This is a genomic window from Sulfurimonas sp. NW15, from assembly GCF_051132285.1.
Classification (GTDB): Bacteria; Campylobacterota; Campylobacteria; order Campylobacterales; family Sulfurimonadaceae; genus Sulfurimonas; species Sulfurimonas hydrogeniphila.
The window spans coordinates 719,977-737,075 of sequence record NZ_CP093237.1 but is presented as its reverse complement, the minus strand read 5'-3'; the positions used below and the strand labels follow the sequence as shown (position 1 = coordinate 737,075).

Here is a 17,099-nt window from a genome sequence, read left to right as displayed (position 1 = left end):
AAGAATTCAAAACTAATTTTTATTTTTTTTCGGAAACGATGCTTTAGCTTCGTCTTTTAGGCATATAAGCAAATCAGCCTGGGTTAAAATCCAGGTTCCAAAAAAAGTACATAATTTTTATAATCTGTCTCAGTTTTTATGTATTTTATCCTAAAAAGGATATAATCCTACTTATGAAAAAACCTTTTACCTGGGATGACTATTCCGACCAACCGGCACCGCTGCAAGATAAGAGATACAAAAAGTTTATGCGTAAAAAAGAGAAATTTTCTTTGCTTTTCACATTTGTCTCTTCTTTGATTATTCTTCCCTTGAGTATTTTGATGATGCCATTTGTCAAAAGAAAAGAGGTTAATACAGCAAACTTTTTCTCTTTAGGTGTCGACTGGCAGAGAAACACTCAAGAGACACAGGCAATGCTTGAAGAGTTGAAAGTAAAAAGCATTCTTGTCCGTTTTAAACTTTGGGAGATGGACCGACTCAATGAACTTGCAGCATTTATAAAGCAAAACAGAAATAAGCAGATTATACTTAAAATCCTGCAGGACCGTGAACATATAGAAGATTTACAACTCCTTAAAAATAATTTACATGTAATCTTTACAAGCTTGGGCACCTCTGTAACACACTATGAAATCGGTTCAACACTCAACCGTGCAAAGTGGGGATTTTTCTCCGTACGCGAATATCTTGATTTTTATAAAGTTGCATATGATTTGAAAAAAAAGGAATTTCCCGACATCCGACTCCTTGGCATCGGTGTTATAGATTTTGAATTTTACTTTACTGTACACACTCTTTTTAACTTTTGCAAATGCAGATATGACGGTATTGCGGCACTTTTATATGTTGACAGACGCGGTGCTCCTGAAAATACACAGCTCGGATTTACCCTAAGCGATAAAATTGCCCTGCTGAGCACTCTGGTGTGGCTCTCTTTAAAAACAAAACAGGAATTACATGTAACCGAAGTGAACTGGCCTCTCTCAAATACGGCACCTTATGCACCGACAAGTGAGTATGAATGTGTCAGTGAAGCACTCTATGCTGATTATATGCTGCGCTACTATCTTTTGACTTTTGCTTCCCAGCAGGTCGATTCCGTCTCCTGGCATCAGCTCATAGCTCCTGGCTACGGTCTGGTTGACAACAGAGAAGGGATTAAAAAAAGAGAAGCTTTTTATACTTACATGTACATGCTTCAAACACTTGAAAATGCGCAGTTTTTACGCATGGATATTAAACGAGGCTACTACACAATGCAGGTACTTGTCAATGACAAGATACTTCAAATCCACTGGTCACTCAAAGAAACAACCCTCCAAAATCAAGACTTTTTTGATGTTTACTCCAAAACCGGTGAAAAAATAGAAGATGAAACCTTGACTGTCGGCTCTTCTCCTTTGTATATTTTCATTACAAAAGAGGTAGGAAAACAGGTCAATGCAAGTGAGCGCATCTAATATGAAAATTTTAATCATTTTGCCAAACTGGCTGGGTGATGCCATCATGGCAACTCCGGCCATAGAACTTTTGGCTTTAAAATATCCCAATGCACAGTTTACTTTTGTCGGCAGTTATGTCAGCATAGAAGCACTCAAACACCACCCTTTATGTGAACGTGCCATTGTTGATGAGACAAAAAAAGCATCTTCGCGTCTTGTGGCAACCTACAGACTGGCAAAAGAGCTGGGAACTTTTCATCTGGCAATCAGCTTTCGGGATCAAATCCACTCTACTCTGTTACTGCGTTTTACAAGCACCGTCATCTGCTGTGCAAGGGCTTCGTGGCATTCAAGACTGCTTCTTTCACACACACCGAAGATCAGAACAAACCAACACTTGGTAGAGCAGTACACACAAATTGCCATGGTCAATGTAGATGATTTTACCCAGGAAATTCCACCGCTCAAACTTTATATAAAGGCAAAAAGTTTTGAAAAACCGACACTTGGTATCAATGCCGGTGCAACCTACGGCAGTGCAAAAAGATGGTACCCCGAACGTTTTGCCAAAGTTGCGGCTTATTTTAGCAAACAGTATGACATTATAATATTCGGCGGGCCCAATGAGGTCGAAATGGCACAAGAGATAGAAGATAATCTCAAAGCTTTACATGTAAACAACTATATAAATTTAGCCGGAAAAACAAATATAGAGGAGTTGTGTGCAAATATCGGCGGCTGTTCTCTTTTTATTACCAACGACAGTGGACCTATGCATGTAGCTGCCGCGTATCAAGTACCCACAGTAGCTATCTTTGGACCGACAAGATATAAAGAGACTTCGCAATGGAAGAATGAAAAGAGTATCATCGTCCGGCATGAACTCGACTGTAGTCCGTGTATGAAGCGGGAATGCCCACTCAAGCATCACGACTGCATGAAAGGCATTACAGCTTCTGAAGTTATAGAAGCTGTAAAAAAGTCAGCAGTTTAAAATTCAAATTTAAACCCTATATATCCTGATGCATTGTATGTGAAATTTCCTCTTAGATCATCATAATCAGTTCTGATGTGCCGGTACCCAAGCACAACATGACCATGATCGATAACCTCGGCATCACATTCCACTCTGTATTCAAAATATTTATTTGCTTTGTCAAAGCTTAAAACTTTTGGCGCATAATAAACATCTGCGTGTAAAGCCATAGGGACGACTGTTGCCGAAGGTAAAGCATACTCAAATACAATTCCCAAAGGCAAAGTTCTGTAATCCTTTGTATAGTTCGCTTTAATACCCAAACCAACAGACAGGTCACTCTCACCCACCTCTTTTTTCATTAAAAAACTAACTTCATACAGTGCTTCATTGTTTACACGATTTGCATTATCAGCATCTAAAAATCGAACTCCCACAAACATCGTTTCCGGTTCAACATTCTCATTAAACTGTCCAACATCAAGATTTGCATTTAATTCTAAATCTTCATTGTTTATATTGATACTTGCACTGTTCATTGCAAATACAGCCACAGCCGAAACTGCCATTAAAGTGATTTTTTTTAACATGTTTTTCCTTGTATTTTTTCTATTGTTTTTGTTGTACTTTTACCATCGACAAAATCAACCAGTCGTAACTCACCAGCAAATTCCGTACCTATAACCTCTTTTCCTGCATAATCCCCTCCTTTTACAAGCACATCCGGCTCTATCATTTTAATCAGTTCATAGGGTGTATCTGCTTCAAAAGGCACGACAAAATCGACCGCTTCAAGTGCAGCCAACAAATAGGCTCTGTCCTCCGCAGGATTTACAGGACGGCTCGGACCTTTGAGACGAGAAACCGAGGCATCAGAATTAAGCCCGACAATCAAAACATCCCCAAAACTTTTGGCAATTTGCAAATACTTTACATGCCCTACATGCAAGATATCAAAACAGCCATTTGTAAAGACTATTTTTTTACCGCTTTTTTTGTATCTTTGCACAATGGCATCGATCTCTTCAAAATTTTTAATATGCGCATCCGAGGTACTTTTATGCAAAGATGCTTCATAATCTTCTATCTCATCAATGGTTACTGTAGCCGAGCCTATTTTGCCAACCACAACACCTGCTGCAAGATTTGCAAATGCTGCTGTCTCTTCAAGACTTTTGCCGACACTTAAAGCAAACGCGATAGAGGCTATCACCGTATCACCCGCACCTGTTACATCAAATACTTCTTTGGCAACGGTAGGAAAGATTTTTACTTCCTCTTCATATGTTGCTATTCCCTCTTCTGAAAGTGTTATCAAAGAAACATCCAAATCACACTCATTTTTCAGTTTCAAGAGTGCTTTTTTTAAAGATGCTTCATCATTTATATCAATACCTGTTGCCAAAACCGCTTCTTTTTTATTTGGTGTCAACAGATAAGCTCCACGATATTTTGAAAAATCTTTTCCTTTTGGATCAACCAAGACTTTTACATTATGTTTTTTTGCAAGTTTGATGATGCCCTGTGAAAGTTCCTGTGTCAACACACCTTTGCCGTAGTCGGACAAAATCACTGCATCATAGGTATCAATACTTTTTGCAAGGGAATCTAAAATCTTTTGTACACTTCTTGGAAGTATGTCATTTTTACTTTCTTTGTCATATCTGAGAATTTGTTGGGAAACGGCAATAACACGACTCTTTTTTGATGTTTTTCTGTTCTTCTCAATAATTAAATTTTGCGTATTGACATTAATAGCATGCAACATTTTCACAAGTTCTTTACCATTGTCATCATCACCCATCACACTGCTGACACTGACATTTGCACCCAAAGCTTTTAGATTGTTAACCACATTTCCCGCACCGCCTAAAACTGTCGTTTCTTTATTGATATCCACAACCTGCACAGGTGCTTCAGGAGAGATTCGTTCACAACTCCCCCAAAGGTAGTGGTCAATCATCAAATCGCCCAGAACCAAAATGTTTGGTTTTGCCTCTTTAAATACCTGCATCTATTTTACTTCTGTCTCATATATACGTTTAATTTCCGGCACATAAGCTTTTATGCCCTCTTCCATCTCATAAGCCGGTGTATAGCCCAAAGCCTCTTTCGTTGTTGCTATATCTGCTTCTGTATGAAACTGGTACGAACCGATATACGGGTTTGGAATATATTCGCATTCCAAAGAGGTACCCAGCTCTTTTTGCAAAATATCAACAATATCCTGAAAACTTCTCGCCTTTCCTGTTCCGACATTGTATATACCGCTTGTATTTGGCTGCATTGCTTTTATATTTGCCTGTATAATATCTTCTATATAGATAAAATCTCGAAGAATTTTATCGCTGCCTTCAAAAAGACGGGGATTTTTTCCTGCAAGTATCTGATGTCCAAACTGCAACACCATTGAAGCCGTTGTGTTTTTAAAATATTCACGCGCACCGTACACATTAAAATAACGAAGCCCTACTATATTGATATCGCACTCTTTCATATACTCGCGGCTTAAATGATCCATAGAGAGTTTTGAAAAACCGTACACATTGTTTGGTGCCTCTCGCCCAACTCGCTGCGGAGACTCAGCATTTCCGTATGTTGCGGCAGAAGATGCATATATCATACTGGCATTATGTGCCACAGCCAGGTCAAGCAGATCTTTATAGGCATTGACATTTGTTTTTATCATCAAATCCTGTTCCTGTGCCGTTGTATCAGAAATGGCCGCTTCATGGAAAATATAATCAAAGTCATAATTTACTTCCAAGTCAAGCAGTAAATCTTTATCGTTAATATCACCGCTGATAATTTCACCGTTAAAGCCTATGAGATTTTTAAAATGTCCGAAACTTTTTAAATTTCCGTTACTCAGTGTCTCTGTGCTTCGAAAACTGTCAAGTACCACAATTTTGGCATCCGGATGGTTTTCTTGAAAATAAAATGCTAAATTTGAACCGATAAATCCCGCACCGCCTGTAATAAGTATTGTTTTGTCTTTTAAGTCATCTTCTATGTATCGCATCTTCCCATCCGTCTAAATAAATTTTAATAAAATGATACCTTTTAATTCATTAACAAGTATTTAAGACTTTACCCATTATAATATAAATTGAATTCGAAATTAAGGAAACAAAATGAAAAAAATCGTAATCGCTTCAATCGCTACATTAGCATTAGTTACAGCTGCATCTGCTGCAGTAAACGGGAAAGCTTGTGCTGCATGTCATGGTGCTAACTGGGAAAAGAAAGCAATGGGTAAATCTAAAGTTGTTGCTAACATGACTCACGCTGAAATTGCTGAGGCTCTTAAAGGGTATAAAGCTGGAACTTTCGGCGGACCAATGAAAGGTATCATGAAAGGGCAGGTTGCTCGTTATTCTGACGCTGATTTAGAAGCTTTTGCTCAAACAATCGGTAAATAGTATTTTTAGAGTTACCTTTTTAGGTAACTCATTCTTACCGTCATTCAGGTCTGTAATCTTTCTTTCGCAGACTTTCTTTCTTTTTATCTTTTAACTCTTTTACTCTTTGCTCTTTTTCATAAGCATCATTTAAATCATCTGTTCCGTCAAATTTTACCGCATTTAAAAAATGTTCCGAATCATCAAACTGCCCTTTCTTTATCGCCCATATCAAAGCCACAACAGCTATGCTTCCTAAAAAAATAGACACTCCAAGCATCATACCTATTACCCAACTGCTCATACTCTAATCCTTATACCCAAATTTGATTCTCATTGAATTTCCTACTACTATTAATGAGCTGATACTCATAGAAATTGCGGCAATAAGAGGAATAATATATCCTGCCATTGCCAACGGAATTGTAATAGCGTTATAAATAAAAGAGAGTGCAAGATTCTCTTTTATCATTGTAAATGTTTTTTTAGAGATTTTAAAACTGTCATAAAGTGAACTGAATGTATCATTTAAAAGCACTACATCACTCACCTCTATGGCAATATCACTTCCGTTGCCCATTGCTATTGCAATATCTGAACCTGCCAAGGCTAAAATATCATTCACCCCGTCCCCGGCCATAACGGTTACTTTGCCATTTTCATGCAGGTTTTCTATAAATACTGCTTTGTCCTGAGGTGTCAGTTCAGATTTGTACTGTTCAATTCCAACGAGTTGCGCTACTTTTTTGGCACTCTCTTCATGGTCTCCTGTGAGCATAATTATCTCTATACCCATTTTTTTAATTTTGGCTATAGCCTCTTTTGCATCCTCACGCGGTATGTCAAAAAGTTCATATTTAGCCAAAAGTTCTCCGCCGTACGCAAAATAAAATTCACTGTTTTGGCTTGAACTACAGACGTCAATCCCTATGGTTTGCATGAGTTTCGCATTCCCGCCTGCAAGCATCTTCCCGTCATACATCGCGCTCAAACCCTGCGAAGGTATATTTTGAAAGCTTTCCAGTTCTAAGGGATCCAAATCCTCATCAAAAATATATTTTTCCACACCTTTGGCAACAGGGTGTTTTGAGTTAAGCAATAACGAATAAAGCATAGACTTGTGAAACGGCAGAAATATTTCCTCTTTGACAACCTCAGGTCGACCTTTTGTAATCGTTCCTGTTTTATCAAGTAATAAAACATCTGCCTTTGCCATTGTCTCAAGCTGAGCAGCTTCTTTAAAAAGTATCCCCCTTTTTGAAGCGATAGAGAGACCGACCAGTGTTGCGACAGGTGTCGCCAGAGCAAGGGCACAGGGACAGGCTATCACTATAACGGCAATACTGATCATAAAAGACTGCTCAAAATTGGATGAGTAAAGATACCATCCGATAAAAGTTATAAAAGAGAGTGCCAGTATCACTTCGGAAAAATATTCACTCAGCCTGTTTGCCAACTGCTGAATTTTTGGCTTGTTATTCATTGCATTTTCCAGCAAGGCTACAATATTACTCATTGTGGAGTGTGCAAAATCTCTCGTAACTTTATATTTGACATCGGCATCAATACTTACCGTTCCACTGATGATATTCTCTCCTGCAGTTTTAAAAACAGGCTCACTTTCACCTGTCAGGCTTGATTCATCAAAATTTCCGCTTCCTTCTTGTATCTCACCGTCAAGAGCAACACGTTCTCCTGAATTTACCAAAACAATTTCGCCTACAATGACATCATTGACATTTTTCGTACTAATCTTTTTATCCACAACAACTTTAACATCATTTGGCAGATGATGATTCATAATATCCAAAGTATCGGCAATACTTTTTTTACTTAAAACCTCTAAGAATTTTCCAACCAGTACAAAAGTAATAATCATCGTCACCGAATCAAAATAGGCTTCACCACTGCGCGTAACAGTAATATAAATAGAGTATATATAGGTTAGTATCGCCCCAGTAGCAACAAGTGTGTCCATATTTACTGTTTTTGTCTTCATCCCGTAATACATTCCGCGAATGAAAGGCCATCCACTGTAAAAAAGTACAGGAGTTGCTAAAACCCACTCTCCGATATTGAGTATATGTTTGATATTTTCAGATATACCACTGAAATAACCGGCATACTGCGCAACCATAATCGTCATCATGTTCATCGTCGCAAAAACAGCAACAGCCATCCGTGTGTAATATTCCTTTCGCTCCTTATCTGCTTTTTGTTCCTGCAGTGAAGCATCATAAGGGTATGCATCATATCCGATGGCACGAATCATATCTATAATTTTGGAGAGTTTGACCGTATCATCATCCCAGACAATCTTTGCTTTGTTGTTTGTATAATTGATGTTCGTAGCAATAACACCTTGCATATTTGTCAAAGCTTTTTCGTTCAGCCAGACACATGCAGCACAGTGAATACCCTCAATAACCAAAGAAACTTCACAGAAGCCATCTTTATTGAGTGTAACAAAGCGTTCATAAAATGCCGGCGAATCAAAATTTAAAGAGTCTTCGTACTGCTGTGAAGGCGGTGCAAGTTTATTATTGCCCAGCTTATCATAAAAACCGTCCAATCCTTCATCTGAAAGTAAATGAAATACACCCTGACAGCCGTTACAGCAAAAGTAATGTTCATCCTCTTGTATCATTACATCTTTTGAAAATTCTAAATGACAGTGATCACAGGCTATTTTATCTGACAACTTCAAACTTCCCTATATTTCTGTTTTTTTGAATGTTTTTCCAAGGTTCGACTAAGCCGCTCATACATATATAAACACCATTTTTTTCTACCGCTTTTGCATATCCGATAGCCATACCAAGATTTAAGGATGCTTCAATATTGTCAATTTCAAACGGTTTCATAGCGCCCGTAATAATGATTTTTCTGTCATCAAATACTTCATCCAAAAACTCGGCACTGAGCTCCATAGTGTCGGTGCCATGCACTATCACAAAAGTATCTTCTGTTGATTCCCGTATAATATCAGCAAGCATACGTCTGTCATTACTGTCCATCTCCAGACTGTCTTTGTAAACGACTCCTGCAAGATTGTACACTTCCTGAGCACTGAATAAAATTCTTTCAATAGCTGCATTGTCATAAGGAACTTCAAGTTCTCCGCTTATTTCATTGTATCGTTTGTTAAATGTACCACCACTGTTGAGTATCAGCATTTTATTTCCATATTTCATCAAGTTTACTGACTGTTTTTGTTGCTTTGGAACTTCTGATCTGATTCATTTCATCAAATAAATATGTTTCTGAAATACCGGCATTTATGGCAGCCTCAATATCCCGTTCCTTATCGCCAATCATTAAAGAATGTGTTAAATCCAAATTAAATTCTTTTTGTGCTTCCAAAATCATTCCCGGTTCAGGTTTTCTGCAACTACATTTTATATTAATATCCGGATGATGCGGGCAATGATAGACTTTTGCAATATCAATATTTCTCTTTTTAAACTCTTGTATCATCCAGTCTGTAAGCAACTCAAAATCTTCTTCTGTATAATATGCTCTCGCTATACCAGACTGATTTGTTACAATAATAATCAAATATCCTAAATTCTGATAATGTTTACACAAATCAAATATACCATCAATAAATTCAAAATCTTCTCTCTTATAGAGATACTCTTTTTCAACATTGACAACACCGTCTCTATCTAAAAAAAGTGCCTTTTTCATCTCTTATCTGCCAACACCCTCACCAAATATCTCTTTCTCAATGATGTCGCAAAGAATATGTCCTATCAATATATGAGCTTCCTGAATTCTAGGTGTTGCATTTGAAGGAACAATAAGGGCAATATCAGCCATTTTTGCCATTTCACCACCATCACGACCCGTGAGAGCAACTGTCATAATCTTTTTTTTCTTTGCAGACTCAAATGCCTTAATAATATTAAGTGAATTACCAGAAGTTGAAATACCGATAAAAATATCACCTTCTTGTCCCATTCCTTCAAGTTGACGGGAAAAGACCTGATCATATCCGTAATCGTTGCCAATGGCAGTAAGATTTGATGTATCTGTAGTAAGCGCCAATGAAGGAATGGAAGGTCTGTCAAAACCGTACCTGCCCACAAGTTCCGCAGCAATATGCTGTGCATCCGCAGCACTGCCTCCGTTTCCTGCAAGAATTGTTTTTTTGTTTGTATGACGGTATATATTCACGCACTCATACGCCACCTTTTCTATCTTAGAAAGTAAATCATCATTTTCATAAATAGCCTGTTTTGTTTCATATGATTTTTTAATTTGATCTTTTATATATTTTTTCATATATCATCCTAAAATTATATATAAAATAATATCATAGAATTACTTAGTAAAAGGTAGATTTGGTAAAAAAGTCAGTTGTTTGATTAAAAAGATTGAAAGTTAAGAAGAAAAATCTGATCAACTAGGCAGCGACCTACATTCCCACAAGTGAAACCTGCAGTATTATCAGCGATGAGAGGCTTAGCTTCTGGGTTCGGAATGGGGCCAGGCGTTTCCCTCTCTCTATAGCCACCTAGACAAGATCAGATATAAAGACATCTGACTGATGTATTTATATCTGATCTTACAAGGACCAGTTGAGTGAGTTAATAATTACTCATTAAGTTAGAATTGGTAAAATCAACAACAGCCGGCACTAAAGTACCGGTTCCAAATAACTACTAACATATCTCTTATTAGTATATATACACTAAATAAGGTAGTGAAGCAATTGTGTTCATTTAAGAACTTGGTAAAAAGACAAACGTACTATTAGTACTGGTCAGCTAAACACATTGCTGTGCGTACACATCCAGCCTATCAAGCTTGTAGTCTTCAAGCGTACTTCAGGGAACGTTCATCTTGGAGTTGGCTTCCCGCTTAGATGCTTTCAGCGGTTATCTCATCCGTGCGTAGCTACCCAGCTATGCCCTTGGCAGGACAACTGGTGCACCAGTGGCACGTCCAACCCGGTCCTCTCGTACTAGGGTCAGCTCTCCTCAACGTTCCTACGCCCACGGAAGATAGGGACCGAACTGTCTCACGACGTTCTGAACCCAGCTCGCGTACCGCTTTAAATGGCGAACAGCCATACCCTTGGGACCTGCTCCAGCCCCAGGATGCGATGAGCCGACATCGAGGTGCCAAACCTCCCCGTCGATGTGAGCTCTTGGGGGAGATCAGCCTGTTATCCCCGGCGTACCTTTTATCCTTTGAGCGATGGCCCTTCCACACAGAACCACCGGATCACTATGACCGTCTTTCGACTCTGCTCGACTTGTATGTCTCACAGTCAGTCCGGCTTATGCCATTATACTCTACGAAGGATTTCCAACCCTTCTGAGCCGAACTTTGTAAGCCTCCGTTACTTTTTAGGAGGCGACCGCCCCAGTCAAACTACCCACCAGACATTGTCCTCGCACGAGATAATCGTACGGAGTTAGCTATCAGAATATTCAAGGGTGGTATCTCAAGGATGCCTCCTCCAGAACTGGCGTCCTGGATTCAACGGCTCCCACCTATCCTGCACATGAATATCCCAATAGCAGTGTCAAGCTATAGTAAAGGTGCACGGGGTCTTTCCGTCTTTCCGCGGGTAGGAGGAATTTTCACCTCCACTACAATTTCACTGGATCCCTTGTTGAGACAGCTCCCATCTCGTTACGCCATTCATGCAGGTCGGTATTTAACCGACAAGGAATTTCGCTACCTTAGGACCGTTATAGTTACGGCCGCCGTTTACTCGGGCTTCAATTCATGCCTTCGCCGAAGCTAAGCAATCCTTTTAACCTTCGAGCACCGGGCAGGCGTCACACCCTATACATCCACTTACGTGTTAGCAGAGTGCTGTGTTTTTGGTAAACAGTCGGGAGGGACTCTTTGCTGCGACCCGTCAGTGCTTCTGGGAGTAAATCCCATAACACTTAGGGCACACCTTATACCGAAGATACGGTGCTAGTTTGCAGAGTTCCTTAACAAGGGTTCATCCACGCGCCTTAGAATACTCATCTCACCCACCTGTGTCGGTTTACGGTACGGGCAACATTACATCTCGTTTAGAGGCTTTTCTCGGCACGACAGTATCAAGGGTTCTGGTCGCTCTCCGAAAAGATTGACCAGCCTGTCAGATCTCGGTCGCTTGACGAGCGGATTTGCCTACTCGTCGACCTACGTCCTTCGAGCCACTATTCCATCAGTGACCCCCTTTAACTCTATGCGTCCCCCCATCACTCAAACGATGTAATGTCGGTATCGGAATATTAACCGATTTGCCATCGTCTACCCCTTTCGGACTCGACTTAGGTCCCGACTAACCCTACGATGACGAGCATCGCGTAGGAAACCTTGGGTTTACGGCGAAGAAGATTCTCACTTCTTTTCTCGCTACTCATGCCTGCATGCTCACTTCCATCCGCTCCAGTACTCCTTACCGGTATACCTTCAGCGCTGAATGGAACGCTCTCCTACCACTTACAGTAAACTGTAAATCTAAAGCTTCGGTGTTTATCTTAGCCCCGTTATATTTTCGGCGCAGAATCGCTAGACCAGTGAGCTGTTACGCTTTCTTTAAAGGATGGCTGCTTCTAAGCCAACCTCCTGGTTGTCACAGCAACTCCACATCCTTTTCCACTTAGATAAAACTTTGGGACCTTAGCTGTTAGTCTGGGTTGTTCCCCTCTCGACATAGGATTTTATCACCCTACGCCTGACTCCCGAGGTTACACGTATAGTATTCGGAGTTTGATAGGGTTTGGTACCGCGGTAAGCAGCCCTAGCCCTGTCAGTGCTCTACCCCTATACGCTAATGCTCGAGGCTATACCTAAATATATTTCGGAGAGAACCAGCTATCACTGAGTTTGATTGGCCTTTCACCCCTATCCACAAGTCATCCCAAGAATTTTCAACTTCTACGGGTTCGGTCCTCCACTGGCTCTTACACCAGCTTCAACCTGCTCATGGATAGATCACTCAGTTTCGGGTCTGCAGCATCTGACTATGTCGCCCTATTAAGACTCGCTTTCGCTACGGCTTCTCGTTCGATTAACCTTGCCAGATACCACAACTCGCAGGCTCATTATGCAAAAGGCAGTCCGTCACACTTATTTAATAGTGCTCCGAATGATTGTAAGCCATAGGTTTCAGGTTCTATTTCACTCCGCTCACCGCGGTCCTTTTCACCTTTCCCTCACGGTACTTGTTCGCTATCGGTCTAGTAGTAGTATTTAGGGTTGGAGGGTGGTCCCCCCATATTCAGTCAAGATAACACGTGTCCCGACCTACTCGTTCCATACCTTAGTTCCACATAAATGTTTTCGCTTACGGGAGTATCACCCTCTATGCTCATCCTTTCCAGAATGTTCTGCTAACAAATATGCTAAATGTATGCGCCCTATTCCAATTTCGCTCGCCGCTACTCTCGGAATCTCGTTTGATTTCTCTTCCTCTAGGTACTGAGATGTTTCACTTCCCTAGGTTCGCCCCACCCGAAGGTGGTAACACGAATCGCTCCGTGCTGGGTCGCCCCATTCAGAAATTCCCGGATCAAAGCTTCTTGGCAGCTCCCCGAGACTTTTCGCAGCCTAGTACGTCTTTCATCGCCTCTACTAGCCAAGGCATCCACCTATGGCCCTTAATATCTTTTTATTCTATGTTGCGTTCACTACCTTATTTAATGTATGAATACATTAAACAAGATGAATGATCTGTTATTGTAGTTATTTAGTTTTTAATTATATCTCTATAATTAAAGTTGTTGACTTTAACAATTGTAATTTAATGATCGTTTGGTTTTTAAACCAAATATAAATTCTTATGACTTTAAGAACTTATATTTAATTTAGAAACTTGTTTCTTAGATGAGTTGTGCTTAAAAAAGAAGCGAAGCATACTTTAGTATGTGAGTTTCTTTTTTAAGTGCAAATCGCTAAGAAATGGTGGGCCTACCAGGACTTGAACCTGGGACCTCACCCTTATCAGGGGTGCACTCTAACCAGCTGAGCTATAGGCCCTTTCTGGTGCTTTTAACTTTATTCTGCGTCAGAACCTTTACTTCAGTTGTCACGTACAGTTTGTACGCTCCGCCTTCAGCAAAGAACCTTCCTTGACTAAAGCTAAAATCCCTCAGAAAGCAAAGCCCTCTCAAGGTTACACCTTTGACATAATCGTAATTCAAATGAACACAGATCACTGAAAACTAAGCAAGTAAGTTAACTTTTGAAACAACCAATAAACTATTTCTCGTGTGAGATTTTCTTGTGTTGAGCCACTCAATCGAATGAGTGCTCTTTACTCTAGAAAGGAGGTGATCCAACCGCAGGTTCTCCTACGGTTACCTTGTTACGACTTCACCCCAGTCGCTAATTCCACCGTAAGCGGTAGCCCCCCGAAGGTTGGCTTCCCGATTTCGGGTGAAATCAACTCCCATGGTGTGACGGGCGGTGAGTACAAGACCCGGGAACGTATTCACCGTAGCATTGCTGATCTACGATTACTAGTGATTCCAGCTTCATGGAGTCGAGTTGCAGACTCCAATCCGAACTGAGAGACGCTTTAAGTGATTAGCTCCACCTCGCGGTATCGCAACACTCTGTACGCCCCATTGTAGCACGTGTGTAGCCCTAGCCATAAGGGCCATGATGACTTGACGTCGTCCTCACCTTCCTCCTCCTTACGAAGGCAGTCTCCTTAGAGTGCTCAGCTTAACCTGCTAGCAACTAAGGACGAGGGTTGCGCTCGTTGCGGGACTTAACCCAACATCTCACGACACGAGCTGACGACAGCCGTGCAGCACCTGTTTTCGAGCTCCCAAAAGGGCACCCCGCCATCTCTGGCAGGTTCTCTCAATGTCAAGGCTAGGTAAGGTTCTTCGCGTATCTTCGAATTAAACCACATGCTCCACCACTTGTGCGGGTCCCCGTCTATTCCTTTGAGTTTTAATCTTGCGACCGTACTCCCCAGGCGGTTCACTTAATCTGTTAAGTGCATCACCGCCCTGACTAGCAGAGCGACGACTAGTGAACATCGTTTAGGGCGTGGACTACCAGGGTATCTAATCCTGTTTGCTCCCCACGCTTTCACGCCTTAGCGTCAGTTATGTTCCAGGAGATCGCCTTCGCTTTCGGTATTCCTAGTGATATCTACGGATTTTACCCCTACACCACTAATTCCATCTCCCCCTCCCATACTCTAGGTCGGCAGTTTCAAATGCAGTTCTACAGTTAAGCTGTAGGATTTCACATCTGACTTGCCAACCCGCCTACGCGTCCTTTACGCCCAGTGATTCCGAATAACGCTTGCACCCTCCGTATTACCGCGGCTGCTGGCACGGAGTTAGCCGGTGCTTATTCATATGCTACCGTCATTTTCTTGACATATAAAAGGAGTTTACACACCGAAATGCGTCATCCTCCACGCGGCGTTGCTGCATCAGGGTTTCCCCCATTGTGCAATATTCCTCACTGCTGCCTCCCGTAGGAGTCTGGTCCGTGTCTCAGTACCAGTGTGGCGGATCATCCTCTCAAACCCGCTACCCGTCATCGCCTTGGTAGTCTCTTACACTACCAACTAGCTGATGGGATATAGACCGATCCCTTGGCGGAATCCATTTCCCGACTTACCTTATGGTAAGAAGGAGTATCCGGTATTAATCATCGTTTCCAATGGCTATCCCGGTCCAAGGGGCACATTATCTATATATTACTCACCCGTGCGCCACTCGTCAGCATAGTAGCAAGCTACCATCTGTTACCGTTCGACTTGCATGTGTTAAGCACGCCGCCAGCGTTCATTCTGAGCCAGGATCAAACTCTCCATAATTGTTATTACAGAAAGATAAGTAAACTTATTACTGATCTTTTGCCCAAGATTATTAAATCATTGGCTTTGTTATTTTAAGTCTTAATAAAACTGCTTAAGGTTCTATTACTAGACTGTATAGTTATCTATTACTATTAAGGGAACCATACAGGCAAGCCTGTATGGATTTCAAAATAGAATAGACGGTTGTTGTTTATTAGTTATTTCTAAGTAATTTATCTCTTTAACTCTAAAGTTAAAGAGTCTCTTACTTGCTTAGTTTTCAATGATCTCAAACATTTTTAAAAGCTTCTACTCGAAGTCTCTTCAGGCCTTTTAAACAAGGTCTCTCTGTTTGTGGATGGGAATTATAGGGGAGTATTGCTTAGAGACTGCTTAATGTTTGGTGGGTTTTTGAAAAAGTTTTTGAAGTTTTTTATTTGTTACTTTTTATAGAAGTTTGTTGGCAGCTAAGACTCTATAATCCAGCCGCCGCCTATAAGTTTATCATCATCATAAAATACCGCAGCCTGTCCGACTGCAACACCGAATACACTCTCTTCGAGTTTCAGATAGGCTACATCTGCTTCTATTTTTACATGGCACTTGACTGCTTTAGTTCTGTAACGCAGTTTCACTGTTGTGTCAAACTCTTTTCTGTCATCAAACATATTGAGATTATTGAGTTTTACATCATAACATGCCAGATCTTCTTTTTTCCCGACAACTATTTGATTTTTTTTCGGATTAATACTCAGTACAAAATGAGGATCATGGGCACCATGTACTGTAAAGCCTTTACGCTTTCCAATCGTATAGTGCATATATCCCTTATGTTCACCTATAACATTGCCATTTTGATCAAGAACTTCTCCCGGCTGATCAACCTGAACATAGTCTTTTAAAAGGTCCGTATATGTTGTTTCCACAAAACAGATTTCACTTGATTCTGCCTGAGATGAAAATGATTCCAATCCTTTTATGGATGCAGCCAACGCTTTTATATCTTTTTTATGTCTTTCACCTAATGGAAATTTTAATCTTGGTAGAATTTCTCTGTTAATATAAAAAAGAAAATAACTTTGATCTTTTGTATCATCATCTGCAGAGTAGAGATACTTTCCATCTGTTTTAATATAATGTCCGGTTGCCAAATACTCTGCACCGATTTCATCAGCGAATTTTATCATTTCACCAAACTTAAGATTTCTGTTGCACAGGGCACACGGATTTGGAGTTTTTCCTTCAGCGTATGTATCAATAAACGGTTGAAATACTTTTTCATTAAATGTTTTTTGTAAATCCAGTACATGCAATTTAATACCGACAAAGTCAGCAGCTTTTTGTGCACGTGCCTGGTGAATTTCATGATATCCGGGTTTTGAATGAAGTTTCATATATAATCCTTCAACTTCATACCCTTGCTCTTTTAACAATAAAGAAGTAATTGTTGAATCAACCCCTCCACTCATTCCTACTAAAACTTTTTCTTTCAT

12 protein-coding genes, 1 tRNA gene and 3 rRNA genes are annotated in these 17,099 nt (G+C 40.5%); 3 read left to right on the top strand and 13 right to left on the bottom strand.

What is annotated here, in order from left to right:
- The first annotated feature begins 173 nt into the window (after window positions 1-173).
- Complete coding sequence (locus MLC52_RS03795) at window positions 174-1,463, top strand: glycosyl hydrolase (RefSeq protein WP_434581356.1); 1,290 nt, start codon at window positions 174-176, stop codon at window positions 1,461-1,463.
- Window positions 1,444-2,439 (top strand): lipopolysaccharide heptosyltransferase II, encoded by a 996-nt coding sequence (gene waaF, locus MLC52_RS03790; RefSeq protein WP_434581355.1) that lies wholly within the window; start codon window positions 1,444-1,446, stop codon window positions 2,437-2,439. The genes MLC52_RS03795 and waaF overlap by 20 nt, the downstream gene beginning before the upstream one ends.
- On the opposite strand, the gene MLC52_RS03785 is transcribed toward waaF, so the two are convergent.
- Genes MLC52_RS03785 through rfaD form a run of 3 tightly spaced genes read right to left on the bottom strand, consistent with a single transcriptional unit; the run spans window position 2,436 to window position 5,443 of the window.
- On the bottom strand, window positions 2,436-3,011 hold the full coding sequence (locus MLC52_RS03785) for a YfaZ family outer membrane protein (protein ID WP_346388496.1): 576 nt from the start codon (window positions 3,009-3,011) through the stop codon (window positions 2,436-2,438). The two genes, waaF and MLC52_RS03785, sit on opposite strands and share 4 nt — an antisense overlap.
- Window positions 3,005-4,435, bottom strand: coding sequence for a D-glycero-beta-D-manno-heptose-7-phosphate kinase (gene rfaE1 / locus MLC52_RS03780; RefSeq protein ID WP_418641179.1), 1,431 nt, complete (start codon window positions 4,433-4,435; stop codon window positions 3,005-3,007). Before rfaE1 ends, MLC52_RS03785 begins: the two co-directional genes overlap by 7 nt.
- A complete protein-coding gene (gene rfaD, locus MLC52_RS03775; RefSeq protein WP_151900767.1) occupies window positions 4,436-5,443 on the bottom strand; it encodes an ADP-glyceromanno-heptose 6-epimerase in 1,008 nt (335 codons plus the stop codon). It abuts the gene before it with no gap.
- A 112-nt stretch (window positions 5,444-5,555) separates the two neighbouring features.
- On the opposite strand from rfaD, the gene MLC52_RS03770 reads away from it, so the two are divergent.
- Complete coding sequence (locus tag MLC52_RS03770; RefSeq protein WP_151900768.1) at window positions 5,556-5,843, top strand: c-type cytochrome; 288 nt, start codon at window positions 5,556-5,558, stop codon at window positions 5,841-5,843.
- 40 nt (window positions 5,844-5,883) lie between these two features.
- Here MLC52_RS03770 and ccoS read toward each other — a convergent pair whose 3' ends face one another.
- The 10 genes from ccoS to mnmA form a co-directional block, all read right to left on the bottom strand.
- The gene (ccoS, locus tag MLC52_RS03765) at window positions 5,884-6,126 is read right to left on the bottom strand and encodes a cbb3-type cytochrome oxidase assembly protein CcoS (RefSeq protein ID WP_151900769.1); all 243 of its coding nucleotides are present in this window, start codon (window positions 6,124-6,126) and stop codon (window positions 5,884-5,886) included.
- A 3-nt stretch (window positions 6,127-6,129) separates the two neighbouring features.
- The gene (locus MLC52_RS03760; RefSeq protein WP_434581354.1) at window positions 6,130-8,523 is read right to left on the bottom strand and encodes a heavy metal translocating P-type ATPase; all 2,394 of its coding nucleotides are present in this window, start codon (window positions 8,521-8,523) and stop codon (window positions 6,130-6,132) included.
- Window positions 8,513-9,016, bottom strand: a complete 504-nt coding sequence (locus tag MLC52_RS03755; RefSeq protein WP_230973246.1) for an asparaginase domain-containing protein — start codon at window positions 9,014-9,016, stop codon at window positions 8,513-8,515. Before MLC52_RS03755 ends, MLC52_RS03760 begins: the two co-directional genes overlap by 11 nt.
- Window positions 9,000-9,512 (bottom strand): D-glycero-beta-D-manno-heptose 1,7-bisphosphate 7-phosphatase, encoded by a 513-nt coding sequence (gene gmhB / locus MLC52_RS03750; protein ID WP_151900771.1) that lies wholly within the window; start codon window positions 9,510-9,512, stop codon window positions 9,000-9,002. The genes MLC52_RS03755 and gmhB overlap by 17 nt, the downstream gene beginning before the upstream one ends.
- Window positions 9,513-9,515: 3 nt before the next feature.
- On the bottom strand, window positions 9,516-10,109 hold the full coding sequence (locus tag MLC52_RS03745) for a D-sedoheptulose-7-phosphate isomerase (RefSeq protein WP_346388491.1): 594 nt from the start codon (window positions 10,107-10,109) through the stop codon (window positions 9,516-9,518).
- Window positions 10,110-10,229: 120 nt separating this feature from the next.
- Window positions 10,230-10,345, bottom strand: a 5S ribosomal RNA gene (gene rrf, locus MLC52_RS03740).
- Between the two features lie 214 nt (window positions 10,346-10,559).
- Window positions 10,560-13,452, bottom strand: a 23S ribosomal RNA gene (locus MLC52_RS03735).
- 288 nt (window positions 13,453-13,740) lie between these two features.
- Window positions 13,741-13,817, bottom strand: a tRNA-Ile gene (locus MLC52_RS03730).
- Window positions 13,818-14,103: 286 nt separating this feature from the next.
- Window positions 14,104-15,624: ribosomal RNA gene (locus tag MLC52_RS03725) — 16S ribosomal RNA — on the bottom strand.
- Together the 16S, 23S and 5S rRNA genes with 1 tRNA gene alongside form the textbook arrangement of a ribosomal RNA operon.
- Before the next feature lie 449 nt (window positions 15,625-16,073).
- The gene (mnmA, locus tag MLC52_RS03720; protein ID WP_346389564.1) at window positions 16,074-17,099 is read right to left on the bottom strand and encodes a tRNA 2-thiouridine(34) synthase MnmA; all 1,026 of its coding nucleotides are present in this window, start codon (window positions 17,097-17,099) and stop codon (window positions 16,074-16,076) included.